The organism is Pseudomonas sp. S3_G06, from assembly GCF_054667565.1.
In genome coordinates this window covers 128,336-149,973 of record NZ_CP162738.1, presented here as the reverse complement: position 1 = coordinate 149,973, position 21,638 = coordinate 128,336, and the positions used below count along the sequence as shown (strand labels likewise).

17 protein-coding genes are annotated in these 21,638 nt (G+C 59.9%); 10 read left to right on the top strand and 7 right to left on the bottom strand.

The features are described 5' to 3' along the window. Positions 1-33 precede the first annotated feature (33 nt). The gene (locus AB4N47_RS00675) at positions 34-375 is read left to right on the top strand and encodes a zinc ribbon domain-containing protein YjdM (protein ID WP_016773119.1); all 342 of its coding nucleotides are present in this window, start codon (positions 34-36) and stop codon (positions 373-375) included. Between the two features lie 204 nt (positions 376-579). Next, positions 580-837, top strand: coding sequence for a PA4570 family protein (locus AB4N47_RS00670; RefSeq protein WP_016773118.1), 258 nt, complete (start codon positions 580-582; stop codon positions 835-837). Positions 838-976: 139 nt separating this feature from the next. Here the strand turns inward: AB4N47_RS00670 and AB4N47_RS00665 are convergent, their stop codons facing one another. The 3 genes from AB4N47_RS00665 to AB4N47_RS00655 form a co-directional block, all read right to left on the bottom strand. Continuing rightward, the gene (locus AB4N47_RS00665) at positions 977-1,594 is read right to left on the bottom strand and encodes an FKBP-type peptidyl-prolyl cis-trans isomerase (RefSeq protein ID WP_016773117.1); all 618 of its coding nucleotides are present in this window, start codon (positions 1,592-1,594) and stop codon (positions 977-979) included. Positions 1,595-1,714: 120 nt separating this feature from the next. Further along, the gene (locus AB4N47_RS00660) at positions 1,715-2,020 is read right to left on the bottom strand and encodes a DUF6482 family protein (RefSeq protein WP_110603155.1); all 306 of its coding nucleotides are present in this window, start codon (positions 2,018-2,020) and stop codon (positions 1,715-1,717) included. Positions 2,021-2,151: 131 nt separating this feature from the next. Continuing rightward, positions 2,152-2,640 carry a TIGR00645 family protein gene (locus AB4N47_RS00655; RefSeq protein ID WP_016773116.1) on the bottom strand — a complete coding sequence of 163 codons (489 nt, stop codon included), beginning with the start codon at positions 2,638-2,640 and terminating at the stop codon, positions 2,152-2,154. 160 nt (positions 2,641-2,800) lie between these two features. Between AB4N47_RS00655 and AB4N47_RS00650 the strand changes: the two genes are divergently transcribed. After that, complete coding sequence (locus AB4N47_RS00650) at positions 2,801-4,630, top strand: hypothetical protein (protein ID WP_341639222.1); 1,830 nt, start codon at positions 2,801-2,803, stop codon at positions 4,628-4,630. On the opposite strand, the gene AB4N47_RS00645 is transcribed toward AB4N47_RS00650, so the two are convergent. Further along, positions 4,627-4,947, bottom strand: coding sequence for a PA4575 family protein (locus tag AB4N47_RS00645; protein WP_016773114.1), 321 nt, complete (start codon positions 4,945-4,947; stop codon positions 4,627-4,629). The two genes, AB4N47_RS00650 and AB4N47_RS00645, sit on opposite strands and share 4 nt — an antisense overlap. Positions 4,948-5,272: 325 nt before the next feature. Continuing rightward, a complete protein-coding gene (locus AB4N47_RS00640; protein ID WP_341639223.1) occupies positions 5,273-7,711 on the bottom strand; it encodes a Lon protease family protein in 2,439 nt (812 codons plus the stop codon). 302 nt (positions 7,712-8,013) lie between these two features. On the opposite strand from AB4N47_RS00640, the gene AB4N47_RS00635 reads away from it, so the two are divergent. The 4 genes from AB4N47_RS00635 to AB4N47_RS00620 all read left to right on the top strand — a co-directional run bounded on the left by AB4N47_RS00635 (position 8,014) and on the right by AB4N47_RS00620 (position 11,740). Next, the gene (locus tag AB4N47_RS00635; RefSeq protein WP_016773112.1) at positions 8,014-8,502 is read left to right on the top strand and encodes a DUF3015 domain-containing protein; all 489 of its coding nucleotides are present in this window, start codon (positions 8,014-8,016) and stop codon (positions 8,500-8,502) included. A 243-nt stretch (positions 8,503-8,745) separates the two neighbouring features. Continuing rightward, complete coding sequence (locus AB4N47_RS00630) at positions 8,746-10,599, top strand: Lnb N-terminal periplasmic domain-containing protein (protein WP_125918161.1); 1,854 nt, start codon at positions 8,746-8,748, stop codon at positions 10,597-10,599. A gap of 219 nt (positions 10,600-10,818) precedes the next feature. Further along, positions 10,819-11,175: a hypothetical protein gene (locus tag AB4N47_RS00625; protein WP_341639294.1), complete on the top strand. Its 357-nt coding sequence runs from the start codon at positions 10,819-10,821 to the stop codon at positions 11,173-11,175. 70 nt (positions 11,176-11,245) lie between these two features. Continuing rightward, the gene (locus tag AB4N47_RS00620) at positions 11,246-11,740 is read left to right on the top strand and encodes a GreA/GreB family elongation factor (RefSeq protein WP_324175794.1); all 495 of its coding nucleotides are present in this window, start codon (positions 11,246-11,248) and stop codon (positions 11,738-11,740) included. On the opposite strand, the gene gdhA is transcribed toward AB4N47_RS00620, so the two are convergent. Both gdhA and ettA read right to left on the bottom strand, forming a co-directional pair. After that, positions 11,737-13,074: an NADP-specific glutamate dehydrogenase gene (gene gdhA, locus AB4N47_RS00615; protein WP_339101022.1), complete on the bottom strand. Its 1,338-nt coding sequence runs from the start codon at positions 13,072-13,074 to the stop codon at positions 11,737-11,739. The two genes, AB4N47_RS00620 and gdhA, sit on opposite strands and share 4 nt — an antisense overlap. Positions 13,075-13,424: 350 nt before the next feature. Beyond that, positions 13,425-15,089: an energy-dependent translational throttle protein EttA gene (ettA, locus tag AB4N47_RS00610; RefSeq protein WP_016773108.1), complete on the bottom strand. Its 1,665-nt coding sequence runs from the start codon at positions 15,087-15,089 to the stop codon at positions 13,425-13,427. A gap of 287 nt (positions 15,090-15,376) precedes the next feature. Here ettA and morA point away from each other — a divergent pair, with 287 nt between their 5' ends. From morA to AB4N47_RS00595, 3 genes are all read left to right on the top strand, one after another. Then, complete coding sequence (gene morA, locus AB4N47_RS00605; RefSeq protein WP_110603143.1) at positions 15,377-19,225, top strand: cyclic di-GMP receptor MorA; 3,849 nt, start codon at positions 15,377-15,379, stop codon at positions 19,223-19,225. A 219-nt stretch (positions 19,226-19,444) separates the two neighbouring features. Next, the gene (gene glyA, locus AB4N47_RS00600) at positions 19,445-20,698 is read left to right on the top strand and encodes a serine hydroxymethyltransferase (protein ID WP_016773106.1); all 1,254 of its coding nucleotides are present in this window, start codon (positions 19,445-19,447) and stop codon (positions 20,696-20,698) included. A 220-nt stretch (positions 20,699-20,918) separates the two neighbouring features. Beyond that, positions 20,919-21,482 (top strand): hypothetical protein, encoded by a 564-nt coding sequence (locus AB4N47_RS00595; RefSeq protein ID WP_341639224.1) that lies wholly within the window; start codon positions 20,919-20,921, stop codon positions 21,480-21,482. The last annotated feature ends 156 nt before the right edge of the window (positions 21,483-21,638 follow it).

Genomic DNA, 21,638 nt, shown 5'->3' with positions numbered 1-21,638 from the left:
CCCTTTAGCCCTCCTGATACCTAAGGAACCTTAGTGAGCACGTTGCCACCCTGCCCGAAATGCAATTCCGAATACACCTACGAAGACGGCACCCAACTGGTCTGCCCCGAGTGCGCCCACGAGTGGTCTGCCAGCGGCGAAGCCGAAGTGGCGGCTGATGATGCCGTGAAGAAAGATTCGGTCGGCAACGTCCTGCAGGACGGCGACACCATCACCGTGATCAAGGACCTCAAGGTCAAAGGCACGTCGCTGGTGGTCAAGGTCGGCACCAAGGTCAAGAACATCCGCCTGTGCGATGGCGATCACGACATCGACTGCAAGATCGACGGCATCGGTCCGATGAAGCTCAAATCCGAGTTCGTCAGAAAAGTCTGAGCCTTGCGTCATCCATCCTGCGCCAGCCGTGGGATGGAGCTTTGCCCTCCCCGCTTCGGCTCAATGAATCCGCGCATGGCCATCAGCCAGTCATTTTGACCTGACACAACCTTTACCCGGAAAACTCCACGATCCGCCAATAGGCACTTGCTATTTGATGAATAAGAATTATTCTCATTGAAACCTTTCAAGGAGATGAACCCCATGACTTATTTGATCGACGCCTGGCTGGATCGCCCACACCCTTACCTCAGAATCCTCCATCGGGAAACCGGCGAAGTCTGCGCAGTGCTTGAAGAAGAAGCCTTGCATGAGCTGCAGGATCAAGGCGATCTGGACGTCAGCAGCCTCAATTCCAGCGAGCCGCTGGTGCTCAAGGAGCTGGTGCGCAATCTGTTCCTGTTCTGCTATGCCCGGGCGTTGCGCCCGACCAATGAGCTGCACAACAAGATCGAAATATGAGCAGCATTAAAAAAACCTGTGGGAGCGAGCTTGCTCGCGAAAGCGATAAATCAGTCAACGAATGAGTCGACTGAAAAACCGCCTTCGCGAGCGAGCTCGCTCCCACATTTTGTAGCCCGCCATCAAGGCAGGCTCGGTATTACAGAACGTCGAGCAGCTCGACGTCGAACACCAGAACGCTGTGCGGCGGGATGCTGCCGACGCCTTGGGCGCCGTAAGCCAGTTCGCTCGGCACGTACAGGCGCCATTTGCTGCCGGCATTCATCAGTTGCAGCGCTTCGGTCCAGCCAGCGATCACGCCGCCAACCGGGAATTCTGCAGGCTGGCCGCGCTCGTAGGAGCTGTCGAACACAGTGCCGTCGATCAGCGTGCCGTGGTAATGCGTACGCACCTGGTCTTCACGGGTCGGCTTGGCGCCGTCGCCCTGAGTCAGTACTTCGAATTGCAGGCCGGAAGCCAGGGTGGTGATGCCGTCACGCTTGGCGTTTTCGGCGAGGAAGGCCAGGCCTTCGCCAGCCGCAGCTTCAGCCTTGGCAGCTGCTTCGGCTTGCATGATCTCGCGGATCACTTTGAAGCTGGCGGACATTTCTTCCTGGCCAACACGGCTTGGCTTGCCGGCGAAAGCGTCGGTCAGACCGGCCAGGATCGCGTCCAGGCTGACACCCGGTGGCGGGTTGTCGCGCAGCTGGTCGCCGAGTTGACGGCCGATACCGTAGCTGACGCGGGTTTCGTCGGTGGACAGATTTACTTCGGACATGACACTGCTCCGCTGTGCGGACGGCCACAGGACTTGCCGTGCGTGCACAGCGCGTCCCGGCGCGCCCGGAACCAAAAGGGCGAGCAGACTAGCACAGATACCCCGGACTTGGGGCCGAGCCTACAGGGCCGAGCGCCAGGCGAGCGGCACTTTCAGGCTTTCATCGAGGTCAGCGACCAGCCCGCACATTTCGTCATGGACTGAGGTGTGCACAAGGTTGAATGGCAGAACCGGGAAGGCATGCAGCAGATCCCGCGCGTGCTCCACTGAGCGCAGCGTCAGCATATTGCCCTTGAGATCGCTCAACGGATACGCCGTCCCATGCATCCTCGCTTCCAACAGGTAAATGCCTCCTTCCATGGAGATCAGGTTCAACTCGTCGACCTTTTTGGCAACAGCAAACGCGTTCAACTCTTGCAGGTTCATGGAAGCACCTCACGCCGTGGCGAATCGCACCGTTACAGGCATAGGCCGCTGCGCTTGAAAGCACAAGCCACAAACGAAACCGCCCGTCTGTTTCGCAACAGACGGGCGGTTTTTTTGCCTTGATCGGCTGATCAGTGCTTGGTGACCTTGTCCAGGTAACCCATGGCAAACGCGGACACCACAAAAGTCATGTGAATGATCACGTACCACATCAGATGCTCGGGATCGACGTTCTTGGCATCCATGAAGATGCGCAGCAGATGGATCGAAGAAATCGCCACGATCGACGCCGCGACTTTCATCTTCAGCGACGACGAGTCCATGGTGCCCAGCCAGCTGAGCTTCTCTTTGCCTTCGTCGATGTCCAGTTGCGAGACGAAGTTCTCGTAGCCGGAAATCATCACCATCACCAGCAGACCGCCCACCAGCGCCATGTCGATCAGCGACAGCAGCACCAGAATCAGATCCGATTCAGCCATGGCGAAGACGTTGGGCAGGATATGGATGATTTCCTGGAAGAACTTCAATGCCAGCGCCAGCAGACCGAGGGACAGGCCGATGTAGATCGGCGCCAGCAGCCAGCGGGTGGCGTACATTGCATTTTCGATAAAGCGTTCCATTGACTCTCACACAAGGGGCTGGAAATGGCGGCGAGTATAACAGCCCGCTGTGACAGCCAGAAACCGCCGGAAAATCCGCCACCTGCGTGTGTGTGACAAAGTTTTTCTGCTAGTGTCCAAAGCATTGACAGCCCAATGACAGTGGACAGGACGCGTGGAAATGGATGTGCGATCAGCCTTGACGACTGCCGGTATCTGCCTCGCCTTGCTCATCGGCGGTTGCTCGCCCGGCGATGAAAAACAAGTCGCCAACCTCGACGAAAAGACCGCCACCTTCGAACAGTCACTGGACACGATCAGCGATCCCAAGCTCAAGGACGCCATCACCGAACTCGGCGGCTCGCTGCTGTTGCTCGAACGCGCCCGGCTCAAGCTCGACGACATCGCGCCGCACACCGAATACGGCGCAGACGCCCTCGCCGTGCTCAAGCACTACCCTACCCCGCAAGCGCTGGTCGATACCTTCATCAACGGTCTGTTCGTGCTGCACAAGGACGCCAGCTCGGATTACCTGACCGATCTGCAACCGGTATTCCCGTTCAACCTGAACATTCCCGGCGGGTTCCTGTTCCCGCACGGCATCGAGTGGCACTCGGTGACGCTGAGCAACAAACGCGTGATCGCCTGGCAGCCGGAGTGGTCGGAAACCGACCCCGGCATTCAGCTCAGCCCGTCCAGCTCCAACGTGACCAACCCCGATGACCTGACGGTGACCTACCCGTTCATCGATGGCCTCAACGTCGACAAAAAAAGCCTGCCGCAACCGGTCAGCCTGCAAGGCCAGGTCGAAGTGATCGCGCCACGTCGCCTGTACAGTTTCGACCTGACACAGAAAGACGTCGGCCAGACCCGCACGAACGACAACCTCAGCGTCAAACTGCTCAAGCTGGAAAAGAACTATGCCGAGGTCGAAGTCAGCAACAGCCTGCCGCTGGCAGCGGAAGTCGCCGAAACCCGGATCAATCCGCTGATCGTCCAGGCCCGCGACGCCAGCGGCCAATACCTGGTGCGCGCCGGTTCGATCAACGAAAGCCCAGAGCAGGTCGCGTTTTACCAGAAACAACTCACGCAGTTACAGAAGCAGAAGAGCTGGAGCGACACCCTGGAAAAACAGCTCAGCGACGACCAGCAAGCCTTCGAGAAAGACCACCCGCGTCGCTACAACAAGGTGTATTTCCACGGCCCGATCGAGACACTGGAAGTCAGCGTGCTCGACTTCTCCTCGGCGACGGTGACGCGCAAATCCCTGGATCTGCCGGTGCGCACCTTCAATCCGCACACCACGGCCAAAGCCGTGCAGCCGCTGGACCTGCCCGTGGTGGTGTATGACGATCTCGCCGCCAACTGGCTCAAAGGCGCGGACCTGACTGAGGAACAATTGAAGGCCGGCGTGCGCATTCATCAATCGGTGGAAGAGCCGAGCGCGGCGCGTATCGAGTTTTCCCACCGCCGCACCTTCAATGACGAATTGCTTGGCGACGAACTCAACCCCGGCGTCAGTCCCGTGACCTTCTTCACGGAAAAGCGCGGCGGCAAACTCGACGAGCCGATCGAACTGCCGCCCGAGGCGTACCAGGTCGATCCGCTGCAAGCGACGATTACTTATGATCTGAACTTGTTTCCGGAAACCCCGGCGATTGCCGTGGGCTCGATGCCGTTGTTCCTGGCCACGGTGGCGAAGCAATCCTACGACGCGCAGTCATTGCCCAAAGGCCTGGCGATCAAGGACAACACGCTGGTAGTCGACCTGAAAACCTTCCCGGCCAACGAATGGCGTTTCTTCGTCAAGGACGACAGTGGCCATTACCTCAAGCAGATTCTTTCGGTCAGCCACGACGCCAGCACCGAAGGCCCGGCGCTACTCGGCGTGCACTATTTTTACGGACGCCCGACTCGCGTGGAAACCTATCAGCGCACCGACCTCGCCACCGTGCAATACGGCTTTGAGGTCAAGCTCGACAAGGCGCCGGCGGACCAGACGGCGCCTTAACCGTTGAGACTGCGCCCACGGCCGCCGTTGATCTGCCGTAACTGCGCTTGCAAGTGCAGGCTCCAGATCTGCGGATCATCGGCCAGTTCGTAACCATGCAAGGTCAGGCTTTCAACGATGGTGTCGAGAATCGACTCGGCCGCGACCGGGCCGTGGAACGGGCCCTGGGCTTTGATCGCGGAAGGTTGTTCGCCGGCCATGCCGGCCGCGAAGAGCAGCGTCCACATGCCGTTGTCGCCGGCCAGCGGCTTGACGGCGCATTCGATCCGGGTCACCAGACCCAGGCATTGACGGGTGAGACAGAGGTTGCGCGACATGGCGGCGACCCTCGGTAAAGCCGGTATTCAGCCCCCACGGGAGGACTGGCTCGATCCAGTGATACTGTCGATATCCTTGACCTGAGAATAGAAGAAAAGTGTCCCGCGCAAGCCAAATGGAACCAGAAGGCGCCGAATGGTCATTGTGTGAATATTGGCGCCAGAGTAGTGGCACATTCCCCGAAGATCCCCGCAGAGATCAATCTGGAAAAGAAATTGTGGGAGCGAGCCTGCTCGCGAAGACGATGGATCAGCCGACTCATTCGTCGACTGATACAGCGCTTTCGCGAGCAGGCTCGCTCCCACAGGGTCTGGCGTGAACTGATCAGGCCGGTTTGGCTTCGGCGAGAGCCTCCTGCGCCAGTTCCTTCTCGGCCTCTTTCAGGTCCTCTTCGCTGATCATCTCGGCGATATCGCGCAGGCGCTCGACCACTCGGGCATTGATGCTGCCTTCGGGGAATTCGCCATCGGCGTTCGGCTCCCCGGCCGGCTCGCCCACCAGCAGGCTCAGCGCCTCATCGGCCTGACGCACCGCATACACATGGAACTGCCCGGCGCGCACGGCGGCGAGGACTTTCTCATCGAGCATCAGCGTGGCGACGTTGGCCTGGGGAATGATCGCGCCCTGCTCGCCGGTCAGACCGCGTGCTTCGCAGAGGCGGAAGAAGCCTTCGATCTTCTCGTTGACCCCGCCGACTGCCTGCACTTCGCCGAACTGGTTGATCGAACCGGTGATGGCAAAACATTGCTTGAGCGGGGTTTTCGACAGCGCCGAAATCAGCGTGCACGCCTCGCCCAGCGATGCGCTGTCGCCGTCGACGTAACCGTACGACTGTTCCAGCGCAATGCTCGCCGAGATCGCCAGCGGGAATTCCTGGGCGTAACGGCTGCCCAGATAACCGGTGAGAATCATCACGCCTTTGGAGTGAATCGGCTGGCCGAGGTTGACCTCACGCTCGATGTCGACGATGCCGCTGCCGCCCGGGTAGACCGTGGCGGAAATCCGCGCCGGCACGCCGAACGCCGAATCGCCGACCTCCAGCACCGTCAGCCCGTTACACTTGCCGACTGCCGCGCCATCGGTGTCGATGAGGATGATCCCGGCGAGCATGTCGTCGAGAATCCGCGCCGAGACCCGCCCGGTGCGGGTGGCCTTGGCTTTCAGGGCGCGTTCGATATGGCCTGCGTCGGTCATTTCATCGCCGGCCAGATGGCGAATGAAATCCGCCTCGCTGACCAGTTGGAACAGATCGCCAATGCGCGCCGACAAGCGCCCCTGATGCTCGGCCAGCCGTGCGCTGTAGGTCGCCAGCCGCGCCACCGCATCGGCGGTCAGCGGCGCCATGCCTTCTTCCGAAGTGCGGGTTTTCAGGAGCTGGGCGAACTGCTCGAGGCTTTCGTCGACCATCGGGATGTCTTCGTCGAAGTCGACCAGAACGCGGAACATCTCCTGGAAGTCCGGATCGAGATCCTGCAGCGTGTAATACAGCTGCCGCGCACCGATGATGATGACTTTGACCTGCAGCGGAATGTGCTGCGGGTTCAGGGTCATGGTAGCGAAGCGGCCCATCTCGCCCAGCGGCGATTCCATTTTCAGTTTGCGCGATTGCAGGGCGCGTTTGAGCGCATCCCACACGAACGGCTCGCTGAGCATTTTTTCCGCTTCGAGAATCAGGAAACCACCATTGGCGCGGTGCAGCGCACCCGGACGCAACTGCCGGTAAGTGGTGTAGAGCGCGCCCTGATCGGTCGTGTACTCGATGCGGCCGAACAGGTTTTCGTAGGTCGGATGCGGTTCGAACACCACCGGTGCACCGCCGCTGGCCGGATGCCCGACCACCAGGCTCGGTGCGTATTGTTCTTCCAGCAACTTGCGCGCGACGGCGTCGGTCTTGCTGTCGTCGACCAGTTGTTCGACCACGGTTTTCAGCAGGTAGACCTGCATCGCTTGCAGGTAACCGCAGACCCCGGCGTTCTCTGCGTACTTCTCCGACAGCGGCGCCAGCAACGGCTGCAAGGCCAGGGTGATGGTTTCTTCGTTGAGCGAACGCAGTTGATTGTTCGACTCGCGCTTCCACTGCGGCAGGCTGGCGAGTTCTTCGTTCAGGCGCTCTTCGAGGCCGGAAATGTCATCGTGAAAACGCTCGCGCTCGGCTTCCGGCAGCTGCGCGAATTCGGCTTCATCCAGGGCCTTGCCGTCGAGCATCGGGGTGAAGGCGATATTGCTGCTGTCGCGGTACAGGGCGACGTCTTTTTCCAGGGCCAGGCGCTCGATGATGTCCAGCGCCTTGTCGTAGCGCTGATTGAAGGCGCGGTCGATGGCGCTTTTTTTCTGCTGGTAGGACGGGTGTTCGAAAACTGCTGGAAAAGTCGCCAGCAGGTTGTCGATCAGGCCGTTGATGTCGCCGATGAACGAGGCCGCCGTGCCCGATGGCAGCTCCAGTGCACGCGGTTCGCGCGGCTCATCGAAGTTGTTGACGTAGACCCAGTCCGCCGGGGTCTGCAGGCGCTTGCCTTCGGCTTTCAGGTAGCGTTTGACGAACGAGAAACGGCCAGTGCCGGGCTCGCCCATGACGAATACGTTGTAACCGGGGCGTGGCATCGCCACACCGAACTGCAAGGCTTCGACCGCGCGTTCCTGGCCGAGCACACCGCGAAAGGGCTCCAGATCATTGGTGCTATTGAAGCTGAACTGTTCAGCGGAAAACGGACGAGTCAGCGCTTCGGGCGCAAGACGCAGGCTGGCAGCAACAGGATCAGGCATCGGGCTTCCTTAACAATCAGGCGGGGCAGGTAGCGGCATTCTGGCGCTGCCCGTGCCCCACTGGCAAGGCGCGCCACATGACAAAGCATAGACAAGCGCGCGGCCGGCCGACGGGTCCCGATAAATCAGAGGTTTATTCCAAATATTTTGCAAAAAGTCACGGAACCGCTGGAACGTGCCTAAACTCCAAACTGCGCGGCTGGAACTAATACCGGCCCACTGACACTTTCGGCTTTGTCCTCGGGCAGAGCGCGAAGGGCCAGAACCCTGTCCATTGGTATGCACATAAAGAGAACAAAGCTATGAAACGGATTCTTCTCGGTACTCTCTTCACCGCTGTATCCATCAACGCAATGGCGCAAGCCCCGGGCGGCCCGGATTGCGGTTGGGGCAACATGCTGTTCGAAGGTCAGCGTGGCACTCCGGCGCACTTCCTTGCTTCCACCACCAACGGCACTTCCGGTAACGCTACCTTCGGTATGACTTCCGGCACCAACGGCTGCTCGACCAACGCGTCCCTGACTTATGGCGGCAAATCCTGGTTCGCCATGAATGGCATGATGAACGAGCTGTCCGAAGACATGGCCAAAGGCAACGGCGAAGCGCTGACCACCTATGCCGTGGTACTGGGCGTAGCACCGGAAGATCGCGCGCATTTCGCGCAAGTGACCCACGAGCACTTCCAGCAGATCTTCAGCAAGGCTGACGTGACCGCTGAAGACGTGCATACCAACACCCTGGCAGTACTGAAGTCGGACCCACGTCTGGCCAAGTACGCAACTCAGGCTTAAGCTCGACCCCGCCCGCTTCCTTCGGGAAGCGGGTTTTATTTTGAATACGGTCTGTAGCGAGGGGATTTATCCCCGTTCGGCTGCGAAGCAGTCGTAAAACCTGTGCATGCGATGTATCCGACGCATTGGTGACACAGCTTATGGGGCCGCTTCGCAGCCCAGCGGGGATAAATCCCCTCGCCACAGGGTGCAGTGATTACCCCCGATCCGGGATTTTTTTTCTTTCGACTTAAGTTGCCACCTATGCTCAAACGCCTTGCCTGGCTGGCGCTCTGTGTCTGCGCCCCGCTGTCCGCCGCGCCTCACATCGATCCTCAACGTTTGCAGCAACTGGCCAACGACCGCTTCTGGATTTCCCTCGGTCATTACGAAACCGCCAAGCTTGGCGGCTGGCGCAGCTATGTCAGCGACAAGAAGTTCTTTCTCGCGCCCGACGGCAACGAGCATCCGGACCGCGAACTGGCCGCCACCGTGCAGGCGCTGTTCGCCCCGGCCAGCCTCGGCGAGCAGCACGCACAATGTGTATACCCGGCGCGCACGCGCTGGCTGAAAGCGCAGCTCAATCTCGCTGACCTGCCAGCGCCGGAATGCGCCGAATACAAGCAATGGTTCAAGGACGTCTCGCCGCACAGCGCGGTGATGATTTTCCCGGCGGCGTATCTCAACAGCCCGTCGTCGATGTTCGGCCACACCCTGCTGCGCATCGATCAGGCGGATGTGCAGGCCGACAAGACCTCTCTGCTCAGCTACGCGATCAACTTCGGCGCCTACATCGAAGGCTCGGACAACAGCATTCTGTATGCCTGGAAAGGCTTGATGGGCGGCTACCCGGGGCTGTTCGCGCTGGTGCCGTACCAGGAAAAACTGTCGGAATACCGCAGCCTGGAAAACCGCGATCTGTGGGAATACCGCCTCAACCTGACTCAGGAAGAAACCGCACGCATGGTCGAACATGTGTGGGAGCTCAAGCAGATCCAGTTCGACTATTTCTTCTTTGATGAAAACTGCTCGTATCGCTTGCTGGAACTGCTGCAAGTGGCGCGGCCGAGCCTGCGCCTGACCGAACAATTCCCGCTGACCGCGATCCCGACCGACACCGTCAAAGCGGTGAAAGAGGCCGGGTTGGTCGAGCACATCGAATATCGCCCGTCCCGCGAACGTGAGCTGCTCAGCCGCGCCGAGCCGTTGAGTGATGATGAACAGCAATGGGTGCTGAAAGTCAGCGCCGATCAAAAAGTCCTGCAAGAGCCAACGTTCAAAGCCCTGCCGCGCGCACGTCAGGCGCTGATCGTCGACGCCGCCTATCGTCTGGAGCGCTACCGCGCCAACGGTCAGGAGCGCGACCCGCAACGAGCGCAGCGCAGTTTCGAACTGCTGCGGGCGATCAACAAGAACCCGGCGCCGGAGCTGGAAATTCCGCAACCCGGTCTGCCCGAAGATGGCCACGAGTCCCGCACCTGGCAGGCAGGCCTCGGTACGCGCGGCGATCGCGCGTTCGGCGAATATGGCCTGCGCATGGCTTATCACGACCTCAATGACAACGCCGAAAGCTTTCCTCTCGGCGCGCAGATTGAGATCCTGCAACTGAAGCTGCGCCAATACGAAGGCAATGACTGGCAGCTACAGCAACTGGATCTGGCGACCATTCGTTCGCTGACACCGCGCAACGAGCTGCTGCAACCATTGTCGTGGCAAGTCACCGGTGGCCTTGAGCGCGTGCCGGGCAAGCATGACGACGAAACGCTGGTCAGCCATGTCAACGGTGGCGGCGGCGGCACGTGGCAGTTGGGCGAAGACGTGCTCGGCTTTGCGCTGGGCACGGTGCGCGTGGAACACAACAATGACTTCGCCGAGTTTGTTTCCCCGGCCGGTGGCTTCAACACCGGCGTGCTGTGGAAAAACCCGCTGGGCAATCTGAGCCTGGAGGCCAAGGGCGACTACTTCTTCAACGGCGAAGTACGCCGCAGCCTGAGCCTGAATCAGCAGTGGGAGCTGTCGCGCAACCTCGGTTTGCGCTTGAGCGCGCAACGTGAATTCAGCCAGCTCGCCAGCCCGGAAACGGAAGTCATGCTTGAAGTGAAGTGGTATCACTACTGATCCCGAGCCTGTGTAAATCTCCCTGTGGGAGCGAGCCTGCTCGCGAAAGCGGTGGGTCAGTCAATATTAGTGTTGCCTGACACGACGCCTTCGCGAGCAGGCTCGCTCCCACAGGGGCTTTGTGGTGTGCAATGGATTTTTCACAGGCGTTCGACAGCCGCCTCATGAATCCCCTTCTAGACTTTCCTTATGAGCCGAGTATCGGCGCGGGAGAGTGCGATGTGGCGGTGCGTGGGGTTGTTGGGTGTTGTAATGGCGCTGGGCGGTTGCCAGACCACCCATGAAGACTTGATCGCCAAGGGTTATCCACCGGCCTTCGCCGACGGTTTCGATGACGGTTGCGTCAGCGGCCGGCAAGCGGCGGGCTCGATCAGCGGTGAGTTTCGCAAAAATGTGCCGCGCTATCTCAAGGACCAGCAATACGCCGACGGCTGGGTCGACGGCTTCCGCCAATGTCAGGCGATGCTGGAAAACAGGGATCGCGAGCAATATCGCAACGAGCATTGGGACGAACGCGAACGCGCCTGGCAGCAGCAGAAGGACCAGGACGTCGGGCGGGCCTATCGCTCGCAATAGGTCGCTTGCAGACATCCAGTGAAACCAAATGCCGGCAATCATGGCCCAAATCCTTTAACAGGAGGACTTCATGAGTCGCGCATTCGTCAACGAAGACAACGCCGCCGCGCAGGCCGATCAGCCGGTCGAACGTCAGGTCAGCACGCAGCCCAACTACGTCACCCCGCAAGGTCTGGCGCAATTGCAGGCGAAAGTCACCGAGCTGCAAAGCCTGCACGCCGAGCAAACGGCCAAGGGCGAGCAGGCCGACAAGCAACGCTTGGCCGATCTGCAACGGGATCTGCGTTATTTCACTCAACGCCTGAGCAGCGCCCAAGTTGCAGTCGCTGCGACTTCCACCGACAAGGTGCAGATCGGTAGCTGGGTGACTTATGCCGATGAACACGACACCGAACACCGCGTGCAACTGGTCGGCGAGGATCAGGCCGACGCCAGTCAGGGCCTGATCAACTGGGCCTCACCGCTGGGCCGGGCCTTGCTCGGCGCCCGGCTCAACGATGAAGTGCTCTGGCAGCGGCCTGCCGGCGATCAACTGATCGAAGTGATCCGCATCGAACCGGCTTAAACCACGCCTTGCGCCAACATCGCATCGGCGACTTTGACGAAACCGGCGATGTTCGCGCCTTTGACGTAATTGATCTGACCGTTGTCTTCGCCGTAATGCACGCAGGCGTGGTGGATCGACTGCATGATCGCGTGCAGCTTGCTGTCGACCTCGCCCGCCGTCCACAGCAGGCGCATGGCGTTCTGCGACATCTCCAGACCGCTCACGGCCACGCCGCCCGCATTCGACGCCTTGCCCGGTGCGAACAGAATGCCGGCCTCGATAAAGATATCCACAGCCGCCAACGTGGTCGGCATGTTCGCGCCTTCAGCTACACAGACGCAGCCATTGCGCAGTAGAGTGCGCGCGGCTTCGGCGTCGAGTTCGTTCTGCGTCGCGCAGGGCAGCGCGATGTCGCACGGCAGCGACCACGGATGTTGGCCGGCGCGGAATTCCAGACCATGGGCGCTTGCCAGTTCGCTGATGCGCCCACGTTTGACGTTCTTCAACTCCAGCAGCGCCAGCCACTGTTCTTCGCTCAGTCCTGCTTCGCAGTAAAGCGTGCCTTCGGAATCGGACAGGGAAATCACCTTGCCGCCCAGGTCCATCACTTTGCGCGCCGCGTACTGGGCAACGTTGCCGGAACCGGAAATCGCCACGCGCTTGCCTTCCACGCTCTGCCCGCGGCGCTTGAGCATTTCTTCGGCGAAGTACACGCAGCCGAAACCGGTGGCTTCCGGGCGAATCAGGCTGCCGCCGTAGGTCATGCCCTTGCCGGTGAGGACGCTGGTGAACTGGTTGCTCAGGCGCTTGTACTGGCCAAAGAGGAAACCGATTTCCCGCGCACCGACGCCGATGTCACCGGCCGGCACGTCGACGTCAGCACCGATGTGGCGATACAGCTCGCTCATGAATGCCTGGCAGAAGCGCATGACTTCAGCATCGCTCTTGCCCTTGGGATCGAAGTCCGAACCGCCCTTGCCGCCGCCCATGGGCAGGGAAGTCAGCGAGTTCTTGAAGGTCTGCTCGAAGGCGAGGAATTTCAACACGCCGAGGTTCACCGACGGATGAAAACGCAAGCCGCCCTTGTACGGGCCGATGGCGCTGTTCATCTGGATACGGAAGCCGCGATTGACCTGGACCTTGCCCTGATCGTCGACCCACGACACCCGAAACACCAGCGCACGCTCCGGCTCGCAGATACGCTCGAGAATGCCTGAAGTCAGGTAATGCGGATTGGCTTCAAGAAACGGCCACAGACTGCGCAGGACTTCTTCGACAGCCTGGTGGAATTCGGGTTGATCCGGGTCGCGTTTTTTCAGGCGCGCAAGGAAGGATTCGACGGATTCGATCATGGGCAAAGTCTCGGCAAATTTATTGTCGTTGGAGGAGATTGGGCCGGACTGTAACAAACGAATTGCGCACAGGAACAGAGCAGAATGTCGCAGTTATGAAATTAAATGGTGCACAGGATATAAATCCGAGGGGTTTTTGATGCGTTTTTGCACCTGAGCGGGGAGCACAGATTCAAGACTTGCACCAATAGTTACACCGTCTTCGCGAGCAGGCTCGCTCCCACATTTGGATTGCGTTACCCCTGTGGGAGCGAGCCTGCTCGCGAAAGCCGCAACTCGGTTTATCAGGAAAAGCCCAGGGCAAATAAAAGCGGAGCCCGAAGGCTCCGCTCTTTCTGCAACCAACCGAATCAGGCCAGTTTCTTGTGACGTACCCGGTGTGGCTGGGCCGCTGCTTCGCCGAGGCGTTTTTTGCGGTCGGCTTCGTACTCGGTGTAGTTGCCTTCGAAGAACACCGCTTGCGAGTCGTCCTCGTACGCCAGGATGTGCGTGGCGACACGGTCAAGGAACCACCGATCGTGAGAGATCACAATGGCGGCGCCCGGGAAGTCCAGCAGGGCTTCTTCCAGCGAACGCAGGGTTTCCACGTCGAGGTCGTTGGACGGTTCGTCGAGCAGCAGGACGTTGCCGCCCTCCTTCAGGGTCAGCGCCAGGTGCAGACGACCGCGCTCACCGCCGGACAGATCCTTGACGAACTTCTGCTGATCGCCTCCCTTGAAGTTGAAGCGGCCGACGTAGGTGCGCGACGGGATCTCGTAGTTGCCGATGCGGATCTGGTCGGAACCGTCGGAAATCTGCTGGAACACGGTCTTGCTGCCGTCGAGGTCTTCGCGGCTCTGGTCGACGCAGGCCAGCTGCACGGTTTCACCGATTTCGATGCTGCCCGAATCCGGGGTTTCCTTGCCCATCAGCATGCGGAACAGCGTCGATTTACCGGCACCGTTACCGCCGATCACGCCGACGATGGCGCCCTTCGGCATGGAGAACGACAGGTTGTCGATCAGCACGCGATCGCCGTAGCCCTTGGTGACGTTCTTGAATTCGATGACCTTGTCGCCCAGGCGTGGACCGGCCGGGATGTAGATCTCATTGGTCTCGCTGCGCTTCTGGAATTCCTGCGATTGCATTTCTTCGAAGCGTTGCAGACGTGCCTTGGATTTCGACTGGCGGGCCTTGGCGCCTTTGCGCACCCACTCCAGTTCTTCTTTCATGGCTTTTTCATGAGCCGACTGTTGCTTGGATTCCTGGGCCAGACGGTCGGACTTGGCTTCGAGCCAGCCCGAATAGTTGCCCTCGTAAGGAATGCCCGCGCCGCGGTCGAGTTCCAGAATCCAGCCGGCGACGTTGTCGAGGAAGTAGCGGTCGTGCGTGATCGCGACCACGGTGCCCGGGAAGTCGTGGAGGAAATGCTCCAGCCACGCCACCGAATCGGCATCCAGGTGGTTGGTCGGTTCGTCGAGCAGCAGCATGTCCGGCGCGGACAGCAGCAGACGGCACAGGGCGACACGGCGCTTTTCACCACCGGACAGGTGTTCGACTTTCGCGTCCCAGGCTGGCAGACGCAGCGCATCGGCAGCAACTTCCAGCTGGCGCTCAAGGTTATGGCCGTCGCTGGCCTGCAGGATCGCTTCGAGCTTGGCCTGTTCAGCAGCAAGCTTGTCGAAGTCGGCATCCGGGTCGGCGTAGGCCGCGTAGACCTCGTCCAGACGCGCTTGCGCATCCTTGATCACGCTGACCGCTTCCTCGACCACTTCACGTACGGTCTTGGCAGGGTCGAGCTGCGGCTCTTGCGGCAGGTAACCGATGTTCAGGTCCGGCATCGGACGGGCTTCGCCTTCGAACTCGGTGTCGACGCCGGCCATGATTTTCAGCAGCGTGGATTTACCCGAACCGTTGAGGCCGAGCACGCCGATCTTGGCGCCGGGGAAGAAGGACAGAGAAATGTTCTTGAGAATTTCCCGCTTCGGCGGAACAACTTTGCCCAGCCGATGCATGGTGAAGACGTATTGAGCCATGGAGAACCTTGGGTCAGTGACAGATGAATGATTGGAGCGCAGGCGATGCCTGGCCAGACTGTGCGCGTCGTTCACTTGATCGCGATCAATGCGTGCGCGCTGGAAAAAGTCTGATTGTAGGGGCTGGAACGCCCCCGGTCTAACCGGCAAAGCTACCTTAATGCTGGAAGGCAGTCCAGCCGCGAGGGGCTGGCACTTCGCCACGAGTCAAGGCATGCTAGCCGCCCTTCGGGCGTCCGGCTTATAGTGCACGTCGCGCCAGTCCAGCCAAATCGCAGGATCACAGCTTGACCAATGTCACTCCGCCAGCCTCTGTGAGCAGCACCCCACCGGCGCCCGGCTCGCCCCTGCGCGGGACATTAAAGGGTGCGCTGGCCACCCTCGTGCTGTTATTGCTCGCGTTGCTGTTCTGGCAATTGCTCGATCAATTGCGTGAAACCCAGAAGAACCAGCGCCAGTACACCATCGATTACACCGCCGACCTCGCCGCTCAGGTCAGCCTGAACATGGCGCTGAATGCGCAAATCGCCCTCAATCTGCTACCGATCGTCGAACAACCGCAAACTGCCGACGAACAGCAGATGCTCCTGCGCAAACTGCAACGCTCGCTGCCCGATCTTCGCAGCATGGCCCTGCTCTCGCCCTCCGGCCGCATCATCAGCGACAGCGCCACCGACAGTTCCGACGCCGATTACCTGACCGAACTGGTGCGCCGCAGCCGTGCCCAGGCGCATTACTTCAGCAATGCCGATGACGGCTCGGTGGTGCATCTGCTACTGCATCAGGCCAGCGGCAGCAGTCGCGGTTACTGGGCCTTGCGCCTGACGCCAACCTTCTTCGATTCGCTGACCAAACAGGACGCCACCGCCCTGCGCCCGCTGTGGCTGGTGGAAAACCGCCTCAATCACCAGATCATCAGCCGCGACGCCGGGCTGCCCTCGGTCAAGGCTGGCGGGCTGACGCCTGACGATGTCGCCAACACCGTGCTGACCGTGCCGCTGAGCAGCAGCGACTGGCAACTGCGCGGGCTGTTCGACCGCCAGCGCGTACTGGAAGAATTGCTGCCGGCATTCATCGGCAAATGCCTGCTCGGCCTGGCGTTCTCGATGTTGCCGGTGATCGCGCTGCTGAACATGCGTCGGCGCCAGCGCCAGGTGCATGAAGGCCGGCGGCGTTATCAGGATATTTTCGAAGGCACCGGCGTGGCCTTGTGCGTGCTTGACCTGTCCGGCCTCAAGCAGATGTTCGACAAGGCGCAGATCCAGACCAGTGACCAGCTCAAGGCCTGGCTCGACCAACCGCAGCAGCGCCAGCAGTTGCTCGCGGAAATGCGCGTCACCGAAGTCAACCAGGTCGCCCTGCAACTGCTCGATGTGCATTCCTGCGACGATGCCTGGCAACTGCTGATCGATGGCCAGCGCCATCCGCAGTGCGCGATCGGTCAGCAGATCCTCGACGCCGTCCTGCAGCAGCAGAAGCAGCTGGAACTGGAAATCAAACTGCCCAACAGCAATGGCCGCGACCAGCACCTGTGGATGGTCCTGCGCCTGCCGAGCGAGCAGCACGACTATAAAGCGGTGATTCTCAGCATCAACGACATCACCAGCCGCAAGCTGATCGAGCTGTCGCTGCTGGAGCGCGAAGGTTTCTGGTCGGACGTGGTGCGCACCGTACCGGATCATCTGTATGTGCAGGACGTGATCAGCCAGCGGATGATTTTCAGCAACCACCACCTCGGCCAGACCCTGGGCTACAACCGCACTGAACTGCATCAGATGGGCGAATACTTCTGGGAAATCCTTCTGCATCCGGAAGACGCCGACTATTACCATCGCTCGCGGCAGTTGCAGCGTCACGCCGGTTACAGCCAATTGTTGCAATGCCAATTGCGCTTCCGCCATCGCGACGGCAAGTGGCGGCGCTTCGACATCCGTGAACAGGCGCTGGCACGGGACAAGCACGATCAGGTCACGCGGATCATCGGCGTCGCCAAGGACATCACCGAACAGATCGAGGCCAGCGAATCGCTGCGTGACAGCGAGCAGCGTTACCGCATGCTCGCCGAAAGCATCAGCGACGTGATTTTCTCCACCGACAGCAAGCTCTCGCTGAACTATGTCAGCCCCTCGGTGCAGGCCGTGCTCGGTTACAACGCCGAATGGATTTTCCAGAACGGCTGGCAATCGATCATCGCCAATCCCGGGCAACTGAACGGCATTCATGTGCTGATGGACCGCGTCAGCAAGGCGCTGGACAAGCCCGAGCAACTGGCATTGCTGCGCAGTCAGGTGCAAACGCAGCTGTTCCTCTTCGATTGCCTGCGCGCCGACGGCCGCAAGATTCCGATCGAACTGCGCCTGGTGCTGGTGTGGGACGAACACGGCGCGTTCGAAGGCGTGCTCGGTGTCGGCCGCGATATCAGCCAGCAGCGCCGTGCCGAAAAAGATCTGCGCATGGCCGCCACGGTATTCGAGCACTCGACTTCGGCGATCCTGATCACCGACCCGGCCGGCTACATCGTCCAGGCCAACGAAGCGTTCAGTCGGGTCAGCGGCTACAGCGTCGGCGAAGTGCTCGACCAGTTGCCGAACATGCTCACCGTCGACGAGCAGCAGGACGCGCACTTGCGCTACGTGCTCAAGCAGTTGCACGAGCACAGCACCTGGGAAGGCGAAGTGTGGATGAAGCGCCGTAACGGCGAGCATTACCCGGCGTGGGTCGGCATTACTGCCGTGCTCGACGACGAGGGCGATCTGGCCAGCTACGTGTGTTTCTTCAGCGACATCAGCGAGCGCAAGGCCAGCGAGCAGCGCATCCACCGCCTCGCCTATTACGACGCCCTCACCCACCTGCCGAACCGCACGCTGTTCCAGGATCGTCTGCACACCGCGCTGCAAGCGGCCGAACGGCAGAAGTCGTGGGTGGTGCTGATGTTCCTCGACCTCGACCGTTTCAAACCGATCAACGACTCCCTCGGCCACGCCGCCGGTGACCGCATGCTCAAGGACATGGCCACGCGCCTGCTGGCCTGCGTCGATGACGATGACACCGTGGCGCGCATGGGCGGCGACGAATTCACCTTGCTGCTGCAGCATCGTTCCAACCGCGAACTGGCGCTGAACCGGGCGATTCACGTAGCCGAGCAGATTCTCGCCAGCCTGGTGCGGCCGTTCGTGCTCGAGGGCCGCGAGTTCTTCGTCACCGCCAGTATCGGCATCGCCCTGAGTCCGCAGGACGGCAATGAACTCAGCCAGTTGATGAAAAACGCCGACACGGCGATGTACCACGCCAAGGAACGCGGCAAGAACAACTTCCAGTTCTATCAGGCCGACATGAACGCCAGCGCGCTGGAGCGTCTGGAACTGGAAAGCGATCTGCGCCATGCGCTGGAGCAGAACGAATTCGTCCTGTATTACCAGCCGCAGTTCAGTGGCGACGGCAAGCGCCTGACCGGCGCCGAAGCGCTGCTGCGCTGGCGCCATCCGCGTCGCGGGCTGGTGCCGCCGGGGGATTTCATTCCGGTGCTGGAAGAGCTTGGTCTGGTGGTGGACGTTGGCGACTGGGTCATCAGCGAGGCCTGTCGACAGCTGAAAACCTGGCACCAGCAACGGGTGCGGGTGCCGAAGGTCTCGGTGAACATTTCCGCGCGGCAGTTCTCCGACGGCCAGTTGGGCACGCGAATCGCGACGATCCTGCGCGAAACCGGCCTGCCGCCGGCGTGTCTGGAGCTGGAGCTGACCGAAAGTATCCTGATGCGCGAAGTCAGCGAGGCAATGCAGATTCTTGCCGGGCTGAAGAACCTCGGCCTGAGCATCGCGGTCGATGACTTCGGCACCGGTTATTCATCGCTGAACTACCTCAAGCAATTCCCGATCGACGTGCTGAAGATCGACCGTACTTTCGTCGACGGCCTGCCGTCCGGGGAACAGGACGCGCAGATCGCCCGGGCGATCATCGCCATGGCCCACAGCCTGAACCTGGCGGTAATCGCCGAGGGTGTGGAAACCCATGAGCAACTGGACTTCCTGCGCGAGCATGGCTGCGATGAGGTGCAGGGATATCTGTTCGGCCGGCCTATGCCGGCGGGACGGTTTGAAGCGCAGTTCTGTAACGATGCGCTCTTCATGTTCGACTGACCTGAGCCGCTTCGGGCGGCTCAGGTCAGTTGAACATGAAGAGGAGCTGCTAGAGGTTAGCTGCAAGCTGCAAGTGGAAGCCGAAGCGCTTTTGACTTGTAGCTTGTAGCTTGCAGCTTGAAGCCCGCTTATCCACAACCTGACTGTGTTTCATAGCCCTTCTAAAAGCGGTTGGGTTAGAATGCCCCCCTTTTCTGCCCCCGATCCTTGAGGACCGCCATGTTCAGCCGTGATTTGACTATTGCCAAGTACGACGCCGACCTTTTTGCCGCCATGGAGCAAGAAGCTCAGCGTCAGGAAGAACACATTGAGCTGATCGCTTCGGAAAACTACACCAGCCCAGCGGTGATGGAAGCTCAAGGCTCGGTCCTGACCAACAAGTACGCCGAAGGCTATCCGGGCAAGCGTTACTACGGTGGTTGCGAATACGTGGACGTGGTTGAACAACTGGCCATCGACCGCGCCAAGGAACTGTTCGGCGCCGATTACGCCAACGTTCAGCCGCACGCCGGTTCCCAAGCCAACGCTGCTGTTTACCTGGCTCTGCTGCAAGGTGGCGACACCATTCTGGGCATGAGCCTGGCCCATGGCGGTCACCTGACCCACGGCGCCAGCGTTTCCTCCTCGGGCAAGCTGTACAACGCCGTTCAATACGGCATCGACGCCAACGGTCTGATCGACTACGACGAAGTCGAGCGTCTGGCGGTCGAGCACAAGCCGAAAATGATCGTTGCCGGTTTCTCGGCCTACTCGCAGATTCTCGACTTCCCGCGCTTCCGCGAAATCGCTGACAAGGTCGGCGCTTACCTGTTCGTCGACATGGCTCACGTCGCCGGTCTGGTTGCCGCTGGTGTGTACCCGAACCCGGTGCCGTTCGCCGATGTCGTGACCACCACCACCCACAAGACCCTGCGCGGTCCACGTGGCGGTCTGATCCTGGCCCGTGCCAACGCCGAGATCGAGAAGAAGCTCAACTCCGCAGTATTCCCGGGCGCCCAGGGTGGCCCGCTGGAGCACGTGATCGCGGCCAAGGCGATCTGCTTCAAGGAAGCGCTGCAGCCTGAGTTCAAGGCTTACCAGCAACAAGTGGTGAAAAACGCCAAGGCCATGGCCGAAGTGTTCATCGCGCGCGGTTTCGACGTGGTTTCGGGCGGTACTGAAAACCACCTGTTCCTGCTGTCGCTGATCAAGCAGGACATCTCCGGTAAAGATGCCGACGCCGCTCTGGGCAAAGCGTTCATCACCGTCAACAAGAACTCCGTGCCTAACGATCCACGCTCGCCGTTCGTCACCTCCGGCCTGCGCTTCGGTACTCCGGCTGTGACCACTCGCGGCTTCAAAGAGGCCGAGTGCAAAGAGCTGGCTGGCTGGATCTGCGACATCCTGGCTGACCTGAACAACGAAGCGGTGATCGACGCCGTTCGCGAGAAAGTCAAAGCCATCTGCAAGAAACTGCCGGTGTACGGCGCTTGATGCCTCGTTAATCCGCGATAAAAAACCGGTCACTATGGCCGGTTTTTTATTTCCATGAATTCAATATCAAAATACCACCTGAATAAAACTGCAATCTGCTAATCCCGTCCAGCAGGATTGTTCATCTCTCTGTTCAAACCAAACTCTTGCAACACACATGCAAACCGCCATAAATGAAAACCGCTTAGTCTGAAACCCGACTTGTTAAATGGATTTCATCATGACGAGCAATATCGAAAAATCTTTCATCGCAACACTGAGAATGTTCGACCACAGGGTCGGCTTTCTTGAACAGCTGTACGGCAAACCGGCGATGGCTACCATCAGTCTGTTCAGCGGCGGTTTCTATACCGGACGCCCGCAAACACGGGATCACTCCCACCTGCTCGGCATCCGGAACAACGAGCAGAGCGGCCGGATAAAACCGTTGAAGCTGCATTTCGGTCATACCCCTGACGGCTACATCCTCACCGTGAAAAACCAGGGCAACTATTTCAATCAGGTAATCAGCAATCACTGGCTGGACACCGTCGAGGCCGTCAAGCCAGACATTGACAACTTGACCACGTTTATTCTTGTCGACCGTAGCGGCACCGCTATAACGCTGGACAACTTAACGGGTGTACATACAGCTGTTTCTCTCAAACTGAAAAATCATGCCTATTTGGGCGGTATAAAAATCAGAAGTCTGCCTTACGTCTATCTGGGCAAAACCGAAGAACGTTCAAAGATCACTTTCATCCTGAGCATCGTCGATAGACATGTACCAGTCATCAAGACGTGAATCACGCCCCGCCCAGAAAAAAGGCATAGCCGCCGATTTTTCTCAAATGTTCAAGACCGGGCCATCCAGACAACTGGTAAGACCGGTCATGCCAATTTCCTAATTTTCCCTTGCGATCCGCGGAAACCTGCGCCTAGACTGCGCCTGCACTGGACA